At 65.0% G+C, this 20963-nt stretch carries 16 protein-coding genes; 13 read left to right on the plus strand and 3 right to left on the minus strand.

Features of this window, described 5'->3' with window-relative positions:
- From GTP27_RS22315 to GTP27_RS22375, 13 genes are all read left to right on the plus strand, one after another.
- A partial coding sequence (locus GTP27_RS22315; protein WP_161041298.1) for a tetratricopeptide repeat protein occupies positions 1 to 1099 on the plus strand: 1099 nt, incomplete at its 5' end.
- Positions 1100 to 1109: 10 nt separating this feature from the next.
- Positions 1110 to 2816, plus strand: coding sequence for a GspE/PulE family protein (locus tag GTP27_RS22320; protein ID WP_161041299.1), 1707 nt, complete (start codon positions 1110 to 1112; stop codon positions 2814 to 2816).
- Positions 2813 to 4015, plus strand: coding sequence for a type II secretion system F family protein (locus GTP27_RS22325; RefSeq protein ID WP_161041300.1), 1203 nt, complete (start codon positions 2813 to 2815; stop codon positions 4013 to 4015). Before GTP27_RS22320 ends, GTP27_RS22325 begins: the two co-directional genes overlap by 4 nt.
- A gap of 12 nt (positions 4016 to 4027) precedes the next feature.
- Positions 4028 to 5599 carry a hypothetical protein gene (locus GTP27_RS22330; RefSeq protein ID WP_161041301.1) on the plus strand — a complete coding sequence of 524 codons (1572 nt, stop codon included), beginning with the start codon at positions 4028 to 4030 and terminating at the stop codon, positions 5597 to 5599.
- Complete coding sequence (locus GTP27_RS22335; RefSeq protein WP_161041302.1) at positions 5596 to 6282, plus strand: hypothetical protein; 687 nt, start codon at positions 5596 to 5598, stop codon at positions 6280 to 6282. The genes GTP27_RS22330 and GTP27_RS22335 overlap by 4 nt, the downstream gene beginning before the upstream one ends.
- Positions 6279 to 6746 carry a hypothetical protein gene (locus tag GTP27_RS22340; protein WP_161041303.1) on the plus strand — a complete coding sequence of 156 codons (468 nt, stop codon included), beginning with the start codon at positions 6279 to 6281 and terminating at the stop codon, positions 6744 to 6746. The genes GTP27_RS22335 and GTP27_RS22340 overlap by 4 nt, the downstream gene beginning before the upstream one ends.
- Positions 6736 to 7458 (plus strand): prepilin-type N-terminal cleavage/methylation domain-containing protein, encoded by a 723-nt coding sequence (locus GTP27_RS22345; protein WP_161041304.1) that lies wholly within the window; start codon positions 6736 to 6738, stop codon positions 7456 to 7458. The genes GTP27_RS22340 and GTP27_RS22345 overlap by 11 nt, the downstream gene beginning before the upstream one ends.
- Before the next feature lie 5 nt (positions 7459 to 7463).
- Positions 7464 to 8225, plus strand: a complete 762-nt coding sequence (locus GTP27_RS22350) for an ABC transporter permease (protein WP_161041305.1) — start codon at positions 7464 to 7466, stop codon at positions 8223 to 8225.
- Positions 8226 to 8238: 13 nt separating this feature from the next.
- Positions 8239 to 8946, plus strand: coding sequence for a hypothetical protein (locus GTP27_RS22355; protein ID WP_161041306.1), 708 nt, complete (start codon positions 8239 to 8241; stop codon positions 8944 to 8946).
- Between the two features lie 47 nt (positions 8947 to 8993).
- Complete coding sequence (locus GTP27_RS22360; protein WP_161041307.1) at positions 8994 to 9557, plus strand: prepilin-type N-terminal cleavage/methylation domain-containing protein; 564 nt, start codon at positions 8994 to 8996, stop codon at positions 9555 to 9557.
- 5 nt (positions 9558 to 9562) lie between these two features.
- Positions 9563 to 10645, plus strand: a complete 1083-nt coding sequence (locus GTP27_RS22365) for a phosphotransferase (protein ID WP_161041308.1) — start codon at positions 9563 to 9565, stop codon at positions 10643 to 10645.
- 69 nt (positions 10646 to 10714) lie between these two features.
- The gene (locus GTP27_RS22370) at positions 10715 to 15217 is read left to right on the plus strand and encodes a PAS domain-containing protein (protein WP_161041309.1); all 4503 of its coding nucleotides are present in this window, start codon (positions 10715 to 10717) and stop codon (positions 15215 to 15217) included.
- Positions 15218 to 15228: 11 nt separating this feature from the next.
- Positions 15229 to 16155 (plus strand): diguanylate cyclase, encoded by a 927-nt coding sequence (locus GTP27_RS22375; RefSeq protein WP_161041310.1) that lies wholly within the window; start codon positions 15229 to 15231, stop codon positions 16153 to 16155.
- A 12-nt stretch (positions 16156 to 16167) separates the two neighbouring features.
- On the opposite strand, the gene GTP27_RS22380 is transcribed toward GTP27_RS22375, so the two are convergent.
- The 3 genes from GTP27_RS22380 to GTP27_RS22390 all read right to left on the minus strand — a co-directional run bounded on the left by GTP27_RS22380 (position 16168) and on the right by GTP27_RS22390 (position 20692).
- Entirely contained in the window at positions 16168 to 17298 is a 1131-nt protein-coding gene (locus tag GTP27_RS22380) for an acyl-CoA dehydrogenase family protein (protein ID WP_161041311.1), read from the minus strand.
- Positions 17299 to 17307: 9 nt separating this feature from the next.
- A complete protein-coding gene (locus GTP27_RS22385; protein WP_161041312.1) occupies positions 17308 to 18498 on the minus strand; it encodes an acyl-CoA dehydrogenase family protein in 1191 nt (396 codons plus the stop codon).
- A 124-nt stretch (positions 18499 to 18622) separates the two neighbouring features.
- A complete protein-coding gene (locus GTP27_RS22390) occupies positions 18623 to 20692 on the minus strand; it encodes a gluconolaconase (protein WP_371865981.1) in 2070 nt (689 codons plus the stop codon).
- Positions 20693 to 20963 lie beyond the last annotated feature (271 nt).

Below are 20963 nucleotides of genomic sequence, written 5' to 3' on the forward strand. Positions count from 1 at the left end.
GCCGGCAGCGCCTGGCCCGCGCGCCGACAAGGCCGGACAGGCCGAGACGCCGCGCGCGGCCACGCGCACGCGCGCAGCCCCCGCAACCAGCAGCGATAGCGCCAGCATCGATCCCGAACGGCTGCGTCTGTTCGGTCTGATCGGACTGCTGCTACTGATCATTGCCGGCTTTGGCTATTACTACTGGCAGGCCGTGATGGCGCCCGGTGCTGGTGCGCGTCTGCCGCCCGTCCCCATGCCGCCGCCCGGCGCCACGGGCGCCACTCCGGCCCTGGTGGTCACGGCACCAGCCCGCCCGGCGGCCGCTGCAGCACCGGCGGAGGATGGCGCACTGCTGCCGGCCAGCCCGAAAAATAATCCCCAGCGCGACGAACTGGAGCGCCGCCTGACTCAGGCCGAGCAGCAACTGGCAGCCACCCAGCAGGCCGTGCAGGCCCAGCTCAGCGCGCCCCAGCCGGAGCGCCTGCCGCCGCTGGCAGCGCCGGAGAGCAGCGAAATCCGCGTTGCGCGCGGCGTCAAGTCGGAGCCGCTGGCAGCCCTGCTGGGCACAGCCTATCAGGCGCTCAACAAGGGCGATCTGGCTGGCGCACGCCAGCAATACGAAACGGTGCTGCAGCAGGACGGCAACAACCGCGATGCCCTGCTCGGCTTAGCCAGCATCGCCAGCCGCGAACAGCAACCAGCCCAGGCCGCCAGCCATTATCTGCGCCTGCTGGAACTCGATCCGCGTGACGGTGCGGCCATTGCCGGCCTGGTCGGCCTGCGTCAGGGCGATCCGGCGCAGAACGAAATCCGCCTGAAAAGCATCCTCGCCAGCAATCCCGATGCAGCGCCCGTGCATTTCGCACTGGGCAATCTGTATGCCCGCCAGGGCCGCTGGCAGGAGGCGCAGCAGGCCTATTTCCAGGCCTACAGCGCCGCTCCGACCAATCCCGACTATGCCTACAATCTGGCCATCGGGCTGGACCGGCTGAATCAGGGCAAGCTGGCACAGACTTACTACCAGCGCGCGCTGGCGCTGGCGCAGGATACGGCGGCCGCCTTCGACCGCGCCGCGCTGCAAAAACGACTGCAGGAACTGGGCACCAGCGCCCGCTAGAACGAGACCCATGGCTGAACAGGCAAAACTTCCACTCGGCAAACTGCTGATCCAGAAAGGGGTCATCAGCGAAGACCAGTTGCGCATCGCGCTGATCGAACAGAAACGCAGCAACGAGCCGCTAGGCAAACTGCTCATCACGCTGGGCTTCGTCACCGAAGCCACGGTGCGCATGGCGCTATCGGAAAACCTCAACCAGCAGAGCGCCGACCTGACCAGTCTGGTGGTCGATGCCATCGCCCTCAAGCTGATTCCCAAGGAAGTGGCCAAGCGCTACCGCGTGTTCCCCATCGTCTATGAACGCGCTACCGACAACCTGATCCTGGCCATGTCCGACACCAGCAACATTGTCGCGCTGGACCAGATCAGCGCCATGCTGGTCAAAGGCATTACCATCAGCCCCCTGCTGGTGAACGAATCGGACATCAGCCGCGCCATCGACCAGTACTATGGCTTCGAGCTGTCGATCGATGGCATCCTGCATGAAATCGAAACGGGCGAAGTCAATTACGCCAGTCTGGGCACCACCTCGGACGAATACAGCCAGCCCATGGTGCGCCTGATCGATGCGATTCTGGCCGACGCCGTGCAGAACGGCGCTTCCGACCTGCACTTCGAACCGGAACAGTCCTTCCTGCGCATCCGCTACCGTATCGACGGCATCCTGCGTCAGATCCGCAGCCTGCACAAATCCTACTGGCCGGCCATGGCGGTGCGCCTGAAAGTGATTTCGAATATGAATATCGCCGAGACGCGGGCGCCGCAGGATGGCCGCATCTCGATCAAATTCTCCGGCCGCCAGATCGACTTCCGCGCTTCGGCCCAGCCTACCACCCACGGCGAGAATTTCGTGCTGCGCGTGCTGGACCGGCAGAAAGGCATCGTTCCGCTCGACGGCCTCGGTCTGGGCGAGGCGGAACTGGACCTGCTCAAGCTGATGATCGCCCGCCCCGACGGCGTGATCCTGGTGACGGGCCCTACCGGCTCGGGCAAGACCACCACGCTGTACTCGGTGCTCAACCATATCAATACGGAGAGCGTCAACATCATGACGCTGGAGGACCCGGTCGAGTATCCGATGAATATGATACGCCAGACCTCGGTCAACGAATCGGCCAAGATGGGCTTTGCCGAGGGCATACGCTCGATGATGCGGCAGGATCCGGACATCATACTGGTGGGTGAAATCCGCGACAAGGAAACGGCCGAAATGGCTTTTGCCGCTGCCATGACGGGCCATCAGGTGTATTCCACCCTGCACACCAATTCCGCCGTCGGCTCGATTTCACGCCTGCTCGATATCGGCATCGTGCCCGACATCATGGCCGGCAACATCATCGGCATCGTAGCCCAGCGGCTGGTGCGCAAGCTGTGCATCCAGTGCCGCGCCCCGCATGAGGCGGATGAAGTGGAGCGCCGCCTGCTGGGCCTGTCCGAAGCGGCCGGCCCGCAGACGCTGTACCATGCGGTGGGCTGCCCCCATTGCGCCCATCAGGGTTACAAGGGCCGCATCGCCATCATGGAACTGCTGAAGATGACGCCGGCTATCGACGAACTGATCGCCCGCCGCGCTTCCACCCGCGAACTGCGCAATGCCGCCCATGCAGCGGGCTTCCATAGCCTGATCGACGACGGCCTGCGCCGCGTGCTGGACGGCATTACCACCCTCGAAGAAGTGGGCCGCGTGGTGGACCTGACCGAGCGCCTGAGCCCATGACCCAGTTCTACTACCGCGCCATGGATGCGTCCGGCCATATCCAGCCCGGCAATATGGACGCTGCCAACGAACCCGATCTGGAACTGCGTCTGCACCGGATGGGGCTGGACCTGATCGATTGCCGCGCTTCGCGCACCAGAGTGGTGGCACTGAAACGGGTGATCACCCGTCACGACCTGATCAATTTCTGCTTCCACATGGAACAGCTGACCGGCGCCGGCGTGCCCATCCTCGAAGGCCTGAACGACCTGCGCGACAGCATAGACCATCCCCGTTTCCGCGAAATGATTACCGGCCTGATCGAGAATATCGAAGGTGGCCAGCAGCTTTCCGCTGCACTGGCGGCCTATCCGGAAGTGTTCGACCTGACGTTTACCAGCCTGATTACAGCTGGCGAACAGAGCGGCAAGCTGGCCGAAGTGTTCAAGAATCTGTCGGAAAGCCTGAAATGGCAGGACGAACTGGCATCGCAGACCAAGAAGATCGTCATGTATCCGGCTGCCGTCGGCAGCTTCGTCATCGCTGTCACGTTCTTCCTGATGATCTATCTGGTGCCGCAGCTGACTTCCTTCGTCAAGAACATGGGCAACACCCTGCCGCTGCATACCAAGGCGCTGATCTGGCTGTCGAATCTGTTCATCAACTACTGGTATGTGCTGACCGGCCTGCCGCTGGCGGCCTATTTCGGCGGCCGTGCCTGGCTGGCACACAGCGAGGCGGCGCGCTTCCGCGCCGATGGCTACAAGCTGCGCATCTGGCTGATCGGCCCCGTGCTGCATAAAATCATCCTGGCCCGTTTCGCCACCTTCTTTGCCATGATGTACGCATCGGGCATTACCATCCTCGAGTGCATCCACCTGTCCGAAGGCATCGTCGGCAACCGCGTCATCGCGGCAGGACTGCGCCGCGCTGCCCAGCTGATTTCGGAAGGCCACGGCATCACGGCAGCCTTCCAGCAGACCGGCATCTTCCCGCCGCTGGTGATCCGCATGCTGAAAGTGGGCGAAGCCACCGGCGCACTCGATGGTGCGCTGCGCAATGTCAGCTATTTCTATAACCGCGAGGTCAAGGAGATGATAGAAAAAGTACAGTCCATGATAGAACCGGCCATGACGGTGATACTGGGCGTACTGGTGGGCTGGATCATGCTGTCCGTGATGGGCCCGATTTACGACACGATCAGCAAGATCCGCACCTGAGGCTGACGTGCTATGAGCAAACATCTTTTCTACCTGAGCAGCGAACAGCTAACCGCCTATGTCTGGCAAGGCGGCCGCCTGCGCGGCGGCAGCGTGTTCGCCAGCGATGCCGCCGGTATCGAAGGCTTCATGGACTACCTCGAGCACCAGCCGATGCTGCCGGCCCTGCTGCTGGCCGATCTGGTCGAGGAAGACTTTCAGCGCATCAACGTGCCCCATGTGGGCGGCATGGGCGGACGCAAACTGCTGCGGCGCCGCCTGCAGCAGCAATACCGCGAAACCCCGTACCGCCATTTCGAAATCCAGGGCCGCCTGGCCGAAGGCCGGCGCGACGATATGGTGCTGCTGGCAGCACTGACCAATCCGGCCACCGTACAGCCCTGGCTGGACGCGCTGGACCAGCTGCAGATTCCCCTCGCCGGGCTGTATTCGACCACCCTGCTCAGCTCCGCGCTGGTGGCCCGGCTGGGCCTGCGCGACGAACATCTGCTCCTGCTTACCCAGCAGTCGGGAGGCTGGCGTCAGAGCTATTTCCAGAACGGCCTGCTGAAATTTTCCCGCCTGACAGCCGCCATCAACCGTGACGGCCAGCCCATTAATCTGGGCGCCGAAGCCGCCAAGACCCAGCAGTTCCTCACCAGTGTGCGGCTGATGGGCCGCGGCAATGTGCTGCACGCCGTCGTCATCGCGCCGCTGGCCAGCACGCCGGTGCTGGAAAGCCAGTGCGAAGACGGACCCGAGACCTCGTTCCGCTTCCTCGCCCTGCATCACGTGGCCGGCAAACTGGGTCTGCGCAGCGACGAACTGCGCGTCACCGAACTGGCTGCCCAGCTGGCCGATCCCATGCTGCTGGCCCTGCTGGCACGCCAGCACGGTGTCAGCCAGTATCCGCTGGGCAGCGTGCGGCGCCACTACAAGCTGTGGCGCATCCGCCGCGTGCTGTACTGGAGCAGCGCCGTGCTGGGTAGCGCCAGCCTGCTGTGGATGGGCGTCAACCTGTGGCAGGCGCGCGAGGCACAGCAGGATAGTGCCCGCCTGATGGCCGAAGCGGCCAGCTACGACCAGCGCTACCGCAGCGTGATGGCGGCCATGCCGCCCAGCGTCACCAGCACGGCGAATATGCGCGCCGCCGTCAATGTGGAGCGCATGCTAGGCACCCAGGCGCCCACGCCGTACGATATGACGGCCATGGTCAGCGCCGCGCTGGAGCAGACTCCGCAGATACGCTTGCAGCAGCTGGAATGGAAAGTGGCACAGGGCGACGCCGCAGGCGCTCCCGCCGCCACGCAGGGCGATGGCCATCAGGCGGCACCGATTGCGTCCGCCCTGCTGGGCATACCCACCCGGCCAGCGCAGAGCCTGCGGCTGGAAGCGGAAATCATGGGGGATCAGGACGACTACCGTGCCGCCGTGGACAGCATGAACCGCTTCGCCCAGCAGCTGGCCAGCAACCCGGGCCTGACTGTGGCGATCGACAAGCCGCCGCTCGATACCCGCTCCTCCGTCAAGCTGAGCGGCAAAGCCGGTCCGGCCAGCGAGGATGCCCACCCGCGCTTCTCCCTTATTCTGGTGTGGAAACCATGAGCAGTCTACCGACCACCGGCCGCAAGGCCGCAGCCCGTCCCCTGACGCTGCCCTACTGGCTGGCCGAGTTCGGCCGCATCCGTACTGCCGTGCTGGTGGCACTGGCCTGTCTGGTGCTGAGCCTGAGTGCCTTCCAGCTCAGTCACTGGCGTCTGGACAGCGCAGAAGACCGGCTGCAACTGGCCCAGCGCACGCGCGACGCGGCTTACACGCGCTATGCCCATGTGGATAATGAAAAGCGCGATATCCGCAATTTCCAGCCACGCTATATCGAGCTGCGCGCACGCGGCCTGATCGGTGCCGAAAAGCGACTCGAATGGGTCGATGCCATCCGCCACGTGCAGGAACAGCGCCGTCTGCTGCCGCTCAGCTACGAAGTGGAGCCGCAGCAGACCGTACAGCTGGTGGCGGCGCTCGATCTGGGCGACTACCAGCTGCAGGGCAGCCGCATGCGGCTGCACATGGATTTGCTGCACGAAATGGATCTGTTCAACTTCCTCGCCGACCTGCATCAGACCAGCTTCTTTGCCGTGCAGGACTGCAATATCAAACGGCTGGCCCGGGCGGTGGGCGCGCAATCAGGGCCGACGCTGGGTGCCGACTGCACACTGAACTGGGTAACACTGAACCTGCCGGTCAAAGCGCCGGCCAGCTCTGCCCCGGCACGCAAGGAACTACCATGAGCAGCACGCCTATCCGCCTCAGCCAGGCAGCGCTGGCACTGTCACTGCTGCTGGCGGCAACCATGGCGCCAGCCCGTGCCCAGACGCTGGGCCGCCTGTTCGCCACACCAGCCGAACGCGATGCCATGGAAGGACAGCGCAGTGCCGGCGTAGGCGGCAACATGCAGCAGGCCGCCGCACCATCCGCCCCGCCTGCTCCGTTCCAGCCTGCGCCTGCCGCCGAGCCTGCGCCAGCACCAGCTGGCTCCGCCACGCTATCCATGAGCGGCAGCCTGCGCAGCAGCACGGGGCGCAGCACAGTCTGGCTCAACAACGTCGCCCAGAACGATGGCCAGAACAGTTTCAGCAATACGGGAGCGAACGCAGTGACGATTACCCTGTCGAACGGCAAACGGGTCGTCCTGAAGCCGGGCCAGCGCTATGATCTCGATACGGCCCGGGTGAAAGATGTCAATGAACCCTGAACGCGCCTCGTCCCGCTCTGTGCGGCACCAGCACGGCTTCACGCTGGTGGAAATTGCCATCGTGCTGCTGATCGTCGGCCTGCTGATAGGCGGCATGATCGCCCCGCTCAGTTCACAGCTGGAACAGAAACATAGCAGCGACACACGGCTGGCGATGGAAGAGGCGCGCGAAGCACTATTCGGCTTTGCTCTGCGCAATGGCTATCTGCCCTGCCCCGCCATTTCCGCCACTAACGGACTGGAAGACCGTACCGGCAGCGCCTGCAACAAGCGCTATGGCCTGCTGCCATGGGCCACGCTGGGCGTGGGCCGGCTGGATGGCTGGAACCGCATTCTCGGCTACAGTGTCACGCCGGCCTTCAGCGACAGCGTGCTGCTGTTCACCCTGAAAACCCCGCGCGACATCACCATCGCCACGCGCGATGCCAGCGGCCGCCTGCAGCCGCTGACGGAAAACAATGATATTCCGGCCGCCCTGATTTCCTTTGGCAAGAACGGCTACGGCGCCTTCAGCGACCAGAACACCCGCATAACCGATCTGGGCGCGGGCAACGAGGATGAAAAACTCAATCTGCAGAGCGGCACTGCCCTGATCAGCCGCGATCCTGCCGAGGATCCGCGCGCCAGCGGCGGTACCTTCGACGACATCGTGCTGTGGATTTCGCCCAATATCCTGTACAACCGCATGGTGGCGGCGCAACGCCTGCCTTAATCGCCATGTCCGCCAGCTTCACTATCGCCCGCTATACCATACTGGAAGCCGTGCGCAACCGCTGGTTGTGGCTGCTGCTGGGGCTGCTACTTGCCTGCATCGCCCTGAGCGGCCTGCTCGATGCCATGGCGCTGACGGAAAGCCGGCAGATCCGGCTGGCACTGCTGTCCAGTCTGCTGCGCCTCGCCAGCGTATTTCTGCTCACCAGTTTTGTCGTCAGCAGCATGGCGCGCGAAGCGGCAGACAAAGGCCAGCAGATGCTGCTGGCACTGGCGCATCCCCGTGCCACCTATCTGGCTGGCAAGCTGCTCGGCTATGCCGCGCTGGCCCTGCTGCCGGCACTGCTGTCCGGCCTGCTCGCCGGCTGCTATGCACCGCCCCTGCAGGCCGGTCTGTGGGCGCTGTCCCTGCTGGGCGAATGCTGGATCATGCTGGCGTTCGCCGTGCTGTGCATGGTCAGCATGCAGCAGCTACCGGCGGCACTGGCCGCCTGTAGCGGTTTCTACCTGCTGGCGCGCAGCATAGGCACGCTGCAGCTGCTTGCCCACGGCAGCCGTCCCGACGGTAGCAGCAGCACTGCTGCCAGCCGGGTGTTCGACCTGCTCGGCACCGTGCTGCCCCATCTGGACCGCTATGGCAGCAGCGACTGGCTGGTCTATCAGAGCGGCAGCCTGCAGGATCTGGCCGGCATGCTGGCCCAGACCGCCCTGTTCGTCACTCTGCTGGTACTGGCCGCTTTATACGACCTGTACCGCAAAGCCGTCTAGCCGCGCCGCCCGCATGGATGCCCTGCGCCCTCGCCACCCCCTGCCGCGCTGGCTGCGCCCGGCACTGCTGGCGGCACTGCTGCTGCAGATACTCTGGCAGAGCCTGCAACCGGCGCCGCGTGCCCATGCGGCCAGCCTGCCCGCCGTGCCGCCGGTTGAACTGCTACGGCTGGCCAGTCTGGGCGAGCCGGTGGCGCTGGCCAAAGCGAGCATGCTGTACGTGCAGAGCTACGACGAACAGGCTGGCCTCAGCATTGCATTCCGCGAACTCGACTATGCACGTCTGCGCGACTGGCTGGAGGCCGTGCTGGCGCTCGATCCGCGCGGCCAGTATCCGCTACTGGCCGCCAGCGAAGTATATGGCGCCGTCAGCGATCCCGTACGCGCCCGGCTGATGCTCGATTTTGTCTACCGCCACTACCGCGCCGACCCGCAGCGGCGCTGGCCCTGGCTGGCCCACGCCGCGCTGGTGGCACGCCATCAGCTGCACGATATGGCGCTGGCACGCCGCTATGCCGCCGAATTACGCCAGCAGGCAGGTGCCGCGCAATTGCCCGCCTGGGCGCGCGAACTGGAGGTATTCATCGCGGCCGACATGGATCAGGCCGACAGTGCCCGCACCCTGATTGGCGCCCTGATCAGCAGCGGCCAGATCAGCGACCCGCAGGAACTGGCTTTTCTGGCGCGGCGGCTGGAACAACTGGCTCCGGCGCAACACTAGCGCCTAGGCTTGCGGTAAGATAACAGTATCAACCGGAAAGGAATCCCATGCGCACTCTTCCCCAACGTTCCCGCGGTTTTACGCTGGTCGAAATTGCCATCGTGCTGGTCATCATCGGTCTGCTGCTGGGCGGCGTACTGAAAGGACAGAGCCTGATCGATAGCGCCCGCGTCAAGAACATCGTCCAGCAGGCCACCTCGCTGACGGCTGCCGTGAACGCCTATCAGGACAAATTCCATGCCCTGCCCGGCGACGATGTGCAGGGCACCACCCATGCGCCTGGCGCAACGGGCAACGGCAATGGCGATGGCCAGATCGACGAATACCAGCTGGCGCCCCAGCATCTGGCCCTGGCCGGCTTTATTACCGGCTCCTTCAATGGCAGCACCGATTTCATGACCAGCGCCCAGGGCGGCGCCGTCTACATCTACAACGACGTGGTGGGCGGCCGTGGCGGCAATGGCGTGCGCCTCGATAATCTGCCGGACAGCTTTGCCGAACAGGTCGATAGCAAGCTCGACGACGGCAAATACAATACCGGCTCGGTGCGGGCATCCGGCCCCTACACCAACAATGGCAGTGTCATCCAGCGCACCGCCGTGTTCTTCTAAGCGCCATGTTCGCGCAGTTCGAAGGCACCCGCGCCATTCCGGCGCGGCAGCAGTTCGATCTGGCCGCACTCGACGCTTATCTGCGCCAGCATGTGGCCGGCTATCCGGCCGGCAAGCTGAGCGCGCTGCAATTCAAAGGGGGCCAGTCCAACCCTAGCTACCTGCTGGAAATTGCCGGCCAGCGCTATGTGTTGCGCACCAGGCCTGCTCCGGCGAGTCAGCTGCTGCCTTCGGCCCACGCCATCGAACGCGAGTTCCGCATCATGGACACGCTGGGCCGGGCCGGCTTTCCCTGCCCGCGCCAGCTACTGCTCTGTCTGGACGAGCGCATTATCGGCCGGGCTTTCTATCTGATGGAGTTTGTCGCGGGCCGGATACTGTGGGACCCCAGTTTGCCCGGCATGGCGCCGGCCGAACGCGCCGCCATCTACGACGAAATGAACCGCGTGCTGGCCCGCCTGCATAGTCTCGACTATCAGGCGCTGGGACTGGCCGACTTCGGCAAGCCGGGCAATTATTTTTCTCGCCAGATCGAACGCTGGAGCCGCCAGTATCTGGCCAGCCAGACCGAAGCGATCACCGCCATGGCCGAGCTGATGGCATGGTTGCCCGCGCATATACCGCCCGGCGAGGAATGCGCCATCGTGCATGGCGACTACCGGCTCGACAACCTGCTGTTCCATCCCACCGAGCCGCGCATACTGGCCGTGCTGGACTGGGAACTCGCCACGCTGGGCCACCCGCTGGCCGACTTTGCCTACCACTGCCTGAGCTGGCATCTGGCACCGGGCCAGTTCCGCGGCCTGGCCGGCCTTGATCTGGCGGCACTCGGCATCCCCGACCAGCAACGCTGCATGGCCCGCTATGCCGAACGCACGGGCCGTACGCTGCAGGCGCAGCAGATGAATTTCTATCTGGCATTCAATCTATTCCGCCTCGCCAGTATTCTGCAAGGCATCATGAAACGCCACAGCGTAGGTACCGCTGCCAGTGCCGAAGCGCTGGCAGCCGGCCAGATGGCCCGCCCCATCGCCGAACTGGGCTGGCGTTATGCCTGTGGCAAGAGCGCTGGTCCGGATGCAAAATAACTTTCTGAAACGCACCAGCTCGGCTACTATCCAAGGGCATCATGCTCAGATTGCCGTCCGGGGTTAGGCTTGCAAGAAATTCAATACCGTCCTTCCTACACACTGCGTCGCCAGCTCACCGTGCTGGTCCTGCTGTGTTTGCTGCCTGCCGTGCTGGCCATCATTCTGCTCGCCGCGCGCTATCAGCAGTACCAGCACAGCACGCTGTCCGAGCAAAGCCAGCAAACCGCCCGCCTGCTCCATTACGCGATCGAAGGCGATGTCCAGCAGGCGCGCCAGCTGCTGACCGCGCTCAGCATCCACCCCGCACTACAACAGGACGATCTGGCCCCCATCCGGGCCCAGGCCGCGCGCCTGCTGGGTGGTGGCGGCCCCATCAGCCAGTTGCTGCTGCAGGACCGTTCCGGCCATATCCTGCTACAGCTAGGCACGCCGCTGCCGGCCGCCATCAGCCCGGAAGCCACGCTGCACCGGCTGGCGCCGCTGTTTGCCGGTGCCAGCCAGCGCGTCGCGGTGATCGACCTGCAAGGTCAGAACCTGCTGACCGTCGATCTGGCAGTGCCGGGCAGCGACACCCCGCGTTACGTGCTGAGCGCAATTTTCCATCCCGACTGGCTGGGCAGGATACTGCGCGCCCAGCAGCTTGCGCCGGAGCAGCATGTCAGCGTCTATGATGCCGACGCCGCACTGCTGATGAACGGCGGCGCAGCACGGCTGATCTGGAGCCAGTCCAGCGAAGCTGGCCTGCGCAGCCTGCTGCACGAACGGCGCACGGCCATCAGCACCGCCGAGACCAGCGCCCGCAGCAGCTATCTGGTCGCCATCAGCCGCGCCGCACACAGTCTGAGCACGGTGGCGCTGGCTACGCCACAGCAACTGCCGGCCAGCAGCATGCTGGCCGATCTGGCCGCACTCGGCACCGGCACCGCGCTGCTGCTGCTGGCAGTGGCGGCACTGGCAGGCTGGTGGACTAAGCGGCTGGGCAGCAGCATGCAGCAGCTGCGCGAGGCTGCGCAGGCACTCGCGGCCGGCCAGCCCTTCGCTCTGGGCAGCATGGCCTTCCGCGAAGCGGGACAGATCGCCCATGCCATCGCTGGGCTGCAGGGCAATCTGCGCCGTCACCAGGCACGGCTGGAATCGCAGGTGGCGGAACGGACTGCCCAGCTGGAGAAAAACCGCGTCCAGCTGGAAACCCTGTATGCCACCGCTCCCGTGGGGCTCAGCTATGTCGATGCCGAACTGCGCTATGTGCGCCTGAACGAATTCCTTGCCGCACTCAACCGCCAGCCCGTGGTCGCCCATCTGGGCCGCCATGTGGCCGACATGATTGCCGATGCCGACCTGCGGCGCGCCGTGCTGGCCGATTACCGTACCGTGCTGGAAAGCGGCCAGCCGCTGGTCAATCTGCCCCGCTCCGGCCACCCGGAGACTTCGCCCGAGCAGTTGCGCCACTGGGTGATCAGCTACTACCCGCAGTTCGGCAACGACGGCCGCATCGCCGGCATCACCGGACTGATGCTCGACGTCACCGAACAGAAACGCATCGAAGCGGAATTGCGCCAGTCGCGCCAGCTGCTGCGCTCGGTGGTGGAGAATATGCCGGCCATGATCTTCCTCAAGCGCCTGCCCGACCTGCGCTATGCCATGTTCAACCGCTATGGCGCCCAGCTGTACGAACGGGCCGATGGCGACGAACTGATAGGCCTGAGCGATGCCGACTTCGTGTCCCCTGCCGAAGCCGCCGAGTTTGCCGTCACCGACCGCCAGCTGCTGGCCGCCCCGGCCGATACCGTGGTCGAGATCGCCGAAGAACCGCTGCGCAACAGCGCTGGCCAGACCCGCTACCTGACCACCCGCAAAGTGGCGCTGCGCGACGAACGCGGCGTGGCGACCCACGTGCTCGGCATTTCCATCGATATCACCGAGCGCAAGCAGGCGCGCGAAGCGCTGACTGCCAGCCTCAACCAGCTGGCCGAGCGCGAGCAATTCATCCGCACCGTGACCGACAACCTGCCCGGCATGGTGGCCTACTGGGATACCGGCCTGCGCTGCCGCTTTGCCAACCGCTATCTGCTGGACTGGCTGGGGCGCAGCTCGGCCGAGGTGCTGGGGCGCTCCATGGACGACCTGCTGGGCGCCAGCCATGTGGCGCGCCACAGCCGCCAGCTCGACGCTGCCATGGCCGGCACGGCACAGAGTTTCGGCGGACAGGTAACGGATATGCATGGCACCGACCAGCACCTCTGGGTCAACTACTTCCCCGACCTGACGCCGACCGGACAGGTGCGCGGCCTGATCGTGCTGGTTTCCGATGTCACGGCGCTCAAGGAATCCGAACTGGACCTGCAGCGCCTGAACGAAGAACTGATCACGGCGCGCGACCGGGCCGAGGCCGCCAGCCATGCGAAGAGCGAATTCCTCGCCAATATGAGCCACGAAATCCGCACGCCGATGAACGCCATCATCGGTCTGGCCCGGCTGCTGGAAGAAGCCCAGCTGGCCCCGCGCGAGCGCGGCTATCTGGACAAGATACAGCTGGCCACCCAGTCGCTGCTGGGACTGGTCAACGATGTGCTGGACTTCTCGCGCGTGGAGGCCGGCCAGCTGACGCTGGAGCAGACCCCGTTCCGGCTGGAACACCTGCTGGCCAGCATCAGCGTGCTGGTCAGCGGCAGCGCCAGCGACAAGGGCATAGAACTGATCTACGACATCGATCCGCAACTGCCGCTCACCGTACTGGGCGACCCTATGCGGCTGCAGCAGATTCTGCTCAATCTGCTCAGCAACGCCATCAAGTTCACCGAGCGCGGCGAAGTGGTGCTGCAGATCCGCCAGAGCCAGCAGGAGGACGGGCTGTGGCTGGAATTCCGCGTGCGCGACACCGGCATCGGCATACCGCCAGCCCAGCAGGCGCATATTTTCGAAGCCTTTGTGCAGGCCGACAGCAGCACCAGCCGGCGCTTTGGCGGCACCGGACTGGGGCTGGCCATCTGCCGCCAGCTGGCCAGCCTGATGCGCGGCAGCATCAGCCTGTTCAGCGAACCGGGCGTGGGTTCCGAATTCCAGTTCCGCTGCCCCTTGCAGGCACTGGAAGCCGCGCCCGCCCCCGTGGTCGATGCCGCGCGGCGGCCATGGCGGGTGCTGCTGGTCGATCCGAATGCGACCGTGCGCGCCGTGCTGCAGCGCTGCTGCCAGCAGCTGGGCTGGCAGGCCGACAGCGTAGCCAACCTCGACGCTGCCGCCGCCCGCATCGATGACGGAGCGGTCACCGATGTGATGATACTGGGTGCCAGTCTGCTGGCCGAGCTGCATGCCTGTCCGCAGGCGGGCAGCCGGCGCTGGCCACCGCTATTGCTGATGACGGGTGAACAGGGCGCCGTGCGCCAGACCGGCCAGGCCGTAGCAGGCCTGCTGCCCAAACCGGCCACTCCGGCCCAGATACGCGATCAGGTGGCGCAGATACTGGATCCGTCGGCGCTCGCCCCGCCCGGCCTGGTGCTGGCGGCCCATGCCCCGTTGCACGGACGCCTGCAGGGCATGCGCATCCTGCTGGTGGAAGATAACCAGATCAATCAGGAAGTGGCACTCTACATCCTGCAGCATGCAGGCGCGCAGGTCGACACTGTGGAAAACGGCCAGCTGGCGCTCGACCTGCTGCGCGCCGGCCCGCAGCGCTACGAACTGGTGCTGATGGATGTGCAGATGCCGGTCATGAACGGCTATGACGCCACGCGTGCCATCCGCGCGCTGGGCGGCCCGCTGGCCACGCTGCCTATCGTGGCCATGACTGCCAACGTGATGGAAGACGACCGCCGCCGCGCCAGCGCAGCAGGCATGTCGGCCCACGTGGCCAAGCCCATCGATGTGGAGCAGCTGATCGCCGTGCTGGTCCGGCTGGTACCGGGCGCCGTCGCTGGCGCGCCCGCCGCGGCGCCACAGGCCCGGGACGCCGGGGCCGCTGCCCAGCAATGGCTGACATCCATCCAGCAGGCAGGGCTCGATGGCGCCGCCGCCTTGACGCGGCTCGATGGCGATAGCCAGCTGCTGCTCAAGCTGCTGCAGCGCTTCAAGCGCGAACATGCGGCCAGTGCCGCGCCTATGCTGCAACTGCTGGAACAGGGCCAGGCCGGACATGCGGAACTGGCGCGCCAGTTGCACCGCCTGCGCGGCATTGCGGCCAATCTGGGTGCGCTGCCGATCGCCACCTGCTGTTCTGCGGCCGAAGCTGCCCTGCACGCCGACGGCAGCAGCGCAACAGCGGCGCCGCACCTACGCGAGAAACTGACTGAACTGGACAGTGCGCTCCAGCGGCTTGCCTCTGCTATCCCCGATTTGTCCAGCACAAACAAGGAAGAGCACGCCATCTCCAGCGAATTTGGCGAAGATGCAGTGCGACAAACACTGGCGGAGCTGCGCACTTTACTTCAGAATAACAACATGAAAGCGCTCGACGTACTGGCACAGCTACAGGCCGGACTCGCCGCCGGAACCCTGCCCGCCGCGCTGACAGACGCCATCGGCAAGCTGGACTTCCGGGCTGCGTCGCAGCTACTCGACGAATTTTTGCAGTGAAAGGGCAGTGCATGAGCTGGACCAACCTGGCCTGGAATGGTCGGATACTGGTGGTTGATGACGCCATGGAGAATATCCAGATCCTGCACCACGCCTTGCGTGACGAACACGAAGTGCTGTTCGCGCTCGATGGCGCGCGCGCGCTGGAAATGGCGCAGAGCCAGAAGCCGGACCTGATCCTGCTCGATGCCGTGATGCCGGGCATGGACGGCTATCAGGTCTGCGCCGCCCTGCGCGCCAACCCGGCCCTGCAGGATATCCCCGTGATCTTCGTGACGGCACTAACCCAGCCCGAAGACGAAACCCGCGCGCTGGAAGCGGGCGCGGTGGACTTTATCAGCAAGCCCTTCAATGTGGCCGTGGTGCGCGCGCGCGTGCGCAGCCAGCTCACCATCAAGCGTCAGGCCGACGCCATGCGCGAACTGAGCCGCACCGACAGCCTGACTGGCGTGGCCAACCGGCGCAGCTTCAATCACACGCTGGAAGCGGAATGGCGCCGCTGTGCGCGCGCCGGCCTGCCCCTGTCGGTGATCATGATCGATATCGACCACTTCAAGCTGTACAACGACCACTACGGCCATCAGGCCGGCGATATCTGCCTGCAGCAGGTCGGTGCCGCCATGTCGGCCTGCGCCGCGCGGCCGCAGGACATGCTGGCGCGCTATGGTGGCGAGGAATTCGTCCTGCTGCTGCCGCAGGAAGCGGCCGGCGGCGCAGCCGTGGTGGCGCAGCGCGTGCTCGATACCATCCGTCGCCTGAAAATACCGCATGCCGGTTCGCCCACCTCGGCCTACGTCACAGCCAGTCTGGGCGTGCACACCATGCTGCCGCCATTCGAAAACAGCGACAGCGATGCCCTGATCCGGCAGGCCGACCAGCAGATGTACCGCGCCAAGCAGAGCGGCCGCGACCGCGTCTGCGTGGCAGAACTGGGCTAGCCGCCTGCCGTTTCAGGCGTGCTCGGCGAAGGCTGGCTGGGCCGCGAAGCGCTGCAGGTGGTGGTCCACATCCCCCAGCGTCAGATCGATCATGGTCAGCCGCTTGAACAGATGGGCAGCCGCCAGCTCGTCCGTTACTCCCATGCCGCCGTGTAGCTGGACCGCCTGCTGGCCGATGAATTTGGCGGCCTGCCCGATGCGCACCTTGGCGGCCGATACGGCACGGCGGCGCTCGGCGGCATCGCCGCCATCCTGCCGCGCAGCAGCCAGCATGGCCATGGAGCGGGCCTGCTCCAGATGGATGTACATATCGGCCATGCGGTGCTGCAAGGCCTGGAAACTGCCGATGGCCGTGCCGAACTGCTTGCGGGTTTTCAGATAATCGAGCGTGGCGGCAAACAGCGCATCCATCGCTCCCACCGCTTCGGCGCACAGCAGCGTCACGCCGTAATCGGCCGCCTCGTCGAGCAGGGCGGTGCCGGCACTGCCCTGCGCCAGCAAGGCACTGGCAGGCAGGCGCACATCGCACAGCGCCACCGTGGCGGCACGCTGGCCGTCGATGGTGCGGTAATCGCGCCGCTGCACCCCTGCCGTTGCGGCCGGCAGCACAAACAGGCTGACGCCATCGGGCGCCGCCGGATCGCGCGCCGAGACGATTAGCGCGCCGGCCTGGGCGCCGTGGATCACCACGCTCTTCACGCCGTTCAGGCAATAGCCGTCGCCGTCGCGTACGGCGCTGGTGCGGATATCGTACAGATCATGGCGGCTCTGCTGTTCGCCCAGCGCACAGGCCAGCTTGAGTTCGCCGCTGGCCACCTGTTCCAGCAGCGCCGCCTGATTGCCGGCGAGGCGCAGAAACTGCGCGCCCCAGACCGTGGCGAAATACGGTTCCACCACCAGACCACGGCCCAGCTCCTGCATCACGACCCACAGGTCGACCGCGCCGCCGCTGAAGCCGCCCTGCTGCTCCGGCACCGGCAAGGCCGTCATACCCAGCTGTACCAGCGTCTGCCACGCGCTCTCGCTGACGCCGCTGGCACTATGGATGATCTGGCGCCGCGTTTCATGGCCATAATCCTTGTCGACCCAGCGGCGCAGGGCATCGGCAAATTGTTGCTGTTCTTCGCGCAATTGAAAGTCCATGGCTGCCCCTTACAGTCCCAGTATCATCTGGGTGATGATGTTTTTCTGAATTTCGTTCGAGCCGCCATAGATCGACGTCTTGCGGAAATTGAAGTAGTAGCCGGCCAGCGGTGCGGCGGCATCGTCGCCCGTCAGCGCGTGCTCCTGCTTGCCTTCGAGGTAATCGGTGTCGAACGGCAGGCCGTTGGGGCCCAGCGCTTCCAGCATCAGTTCCGTCAGCAGCTGCTGGATTTCCGAGCCGCGCACCTTGAGCAGCGACGCTTCCGGGCCGGGCCGGTGATCAGCCTTGGTGATGACCCGCAGCACCGTGGTTTCCAGCGCCATCAGTTCGATTTCCAGACTGGCTACCTTGGCGGCAAACACCGCATCCTGCAGCAGCGGGCGGCCGCCCTTGAACTGCTCGCTGGCGATCTTCTTCAGGAACAGCAATTCGCGCTTGGAGCGGCCCACGGCGGCGATGCCGGTACGCTCGTGACCGAGCAGATATTTAGCGTAGGTCCAGCCCTTGTTTTCCTGCCCGATCAGGTTCTCTACCGGCACTTTAACGTTATCGAAGAATACTTCGTTCACCTCATGCTCTTCATCGAGCATGATGATGGGGCGCACCGTGATGCCCGGCGTTTTCATATCGATGAGCAGGAAGGAAATGCCCTCCTGCTTGCGCACCGTGCTGTCCGTGCGCACCAGACAGAAGATCATGTCGGCGTGCTGGCCCAGCGTGGTCCAGGTTTTCTGGCCGTTGACGATGTAGTGTTCGCCCACCCGTTCCGCCGTGGTCTTCAGCGAGGCCAGATCGGAACCCGAGCCGGGCTCGGAATAGCCCTGGCACCACCAGTCGTCGCAATGGAGGATGCGTGGCAGATAATAGGCTTTCTGCGCCGCGTTGCCAAAGGCCATGATGACCGGCGCCACCATATTGACGCCGAATGGCAGGATGGGCGGCGTACCGGCGCGGGCGCACTCTTCTTCCCAGATATGGCGCTCGGTGGCGCTCCAGCCGGGGCCGCCGTATTCCACCGGCCATGCCGGTGCAGCCCAGCCCTGGCGGGCGCAGATGCGGTGCCAGCGCACGTAATCATCCCGTTCGAGCCGGCGATGCATGCGCACCTTCTGCTGCAGGTCGGCCGGTAGGTTGGCTTCGAGGAAGGCGCGTACCGTATCACGGAAGGCCAGATCCGTCGCCGTATAGTCGAGGTCCATGCTGTCTCCAATATTTTAGGTCCGCGCGAAAAAGCACGGTCGTTCAGATTATTCTACCCGAAAATCTGGCACCGGCCGTGGCATTTTCGCTGCGCCGCGCATGGCCTCGCGAGCCAAAGGAAACTTATTCGATCTGCAGCGCCAGATCGTGCAAGCCTCCGGCCGGATTACCGGCATAGTCGCGTGCGCTGATGCGCAAAATGTAGGCGCCCGCCGGCAGTGCAGCGATCTGCCACAGACCGGGCGTGATACGGCCCTGCTCCAGCGTGTTGTGCAGCGCGTAGGAAAAGCGGGTTTCAGCGGCGCCATGCACGGTAATGCCGCTACTTGGCGCGTAGGCGTACTGCACGGCTTCGCGACTGCGCGGCAGGCGGTCATAGGTCTGGGCCACCTGCGGCTTCGGCATGCTGGCTAGAGGCTGGCCCGCGCTATCGAGCAGCTGATAGCCGAGCTGATACAGGCCGAGCCGGCGTCGCGCCTGATTGCCATCCATCTGATCGTAAGCGTCGACGATGATCTGCACGCCGCCCAGACTGCGCGCCAGCAGCAGCCTGCCCTGCACTTTCGCCGTGAGCGGCTGGCCCTGACTATCGGCCAGAACAATACGCTGGATTTGCGGTGCGATGGTGTCGCGCAGACCGATAAACGGCAGCGTCAGCGGATTGACGGCTTCGCCGGCCGGACGGTAATCAAGGTGCACGTGCGCCATGCGGTTGACACTGCCCAGCGCATCGCCCACCGCAAAACGCGTGCCGCGCTTGACGCGCAGCGCCACCGGCTTGCCTTGCTCGTCGCGCTGCAACTGGAAGCGGGCATCACGCACCTTATCCTTGCTATCGCGCCCCACCCGCATGTGGATGTAATTGAAGTCGCCCAGCGCCAGCCCTTCCGACAGATCGCCATACGACCAGCTGGCCGCCGGACTGCTCACTTTGGCCGCCACCACGGCCAGTACCGGCGTGCCGATCGCGGCCTGCACATCGAGGCCTGAATGGAAATGATGGCGGTTCTCGCCTTTGAAGCTGCCGCGCACTTCGCCCATCAGGCCCACCACTTCATGCGGCTGATCCTGCGGCGCCACCGGCCACAGGGTGCGTGCGCCGGCCACCGGCAAGGCCAGCGGCGGTTCGGCACTCGCCGCCATGCTGTCGGCTGGCGCCACGTGGTAGATGCGGCGGGTGGCCGCATCACTCAGATACAGGCTGCCATCGGCGGCCAGCGCCATGCCGCGCGGCGCATGCAGCCGCACAGCGCCATCGCCGCCGTAGCCGGGCTGGGCCGGATGATCGGCATCCTCCAGCGCCAGCACTTCACCTTGCGGCGTGATCTGGGCGACGCGGCCATGGCTCTGGCTGGCCAGATACAGATAGCCGTCGTGGCTGCGCGCCAGCGCGACGGGCGCGCGCAGCAGGGACACCCGGTCATCGTCGGGCGCAGCGGCAAGGGTAGTGACCATGCCGTCAGTACCCAGACGGCGAATGGCATCGTTGCCCGTGTCGGCAATCAGCAGCGCGCCATCGGGCGTGGCCAGCAGGCCGGTGGGCAAATCGAAACGCGCCTGCGCAGCGGGCCCGTCGGCCAGACCGTTGAACTTGCTGCCCGCCAGCGTGCTCACCATGCCATCGGGAGTGATTTTGCGGATGCGGTCGTTATAGGTATCGCTCACGTAGACCACACCGGCACGGTCCACCGCAATGCCGACCGGCCCGTTGAAGCGCGCCGCTGCACCCAGCCCGTCGGCGCTACCGGCCATGCCGCCGCCGGCCAGTGTGCTCACTACGCCCTGCGGGCTGATCTTGCGGATAGCGTTATTGCCGGTATCGGCCACATACAGATTGCCGGCGCTATCGAGCGCCAGCCCCGAGGGCGTATTCAGGGACGCCGCCGTACCCGTTCCATCGGCATAGCCTTCCTTGCCGCCCGCCAGCACAGTCACGCTGCCGTCGCTGGCGATGCGCAGCACGCGGTTGGCAGCGCCGCCTTCGGCCAGATACAGATTGCCGGCGCCGTCGCGCACCAGTCCGAACGGATCATCGAATTGCTGGGCAGGCGTCAGGCCCGCATGCACGGCCACGCGGGCGCGCCAGTGCGGCTCGGTAGCGCGTATCTTGCCACGCGCCACACTGATGCGGCTGGCATCGGGCACGCCCTCCGGCTTGAACAGATACACGGCAGCGGCGCCCAGCGCCAGCACTACAGTAGCTCCAGCGAGCCAGATCAAACGCTTGTTAGCCAACAGACACCGTCCAGAATTAACTTTAAAGCAGCATTCTAGACGATGACGTAGCAACGGTGGCATGCGCGAGTCAGGTACGTCCCGCCCCTAGGCCAAAAAAAAGGTTCTTCACGGAATACCGGGAAGTAATCTAGAAATGAGAAAGCGGTGAAGAAAAGATAGACTAGTTGTGCGACCAACAAGTGCTTTCTTAACCCACCGCTTCCATGACGAATCTTAAACTCAGTCT

The organism is Duganella qianjiadongensis (assembly GCF_009857915.1).
In the GTDB taxonomy this organism is placed as follows: domain Bacteria; phylum Pseudomonadota; class Gammaproteobacteria; order Burkholderiales; family Burkholderiaceae_D; genus Rugamonas; species Rugamonas qianjiadongensis.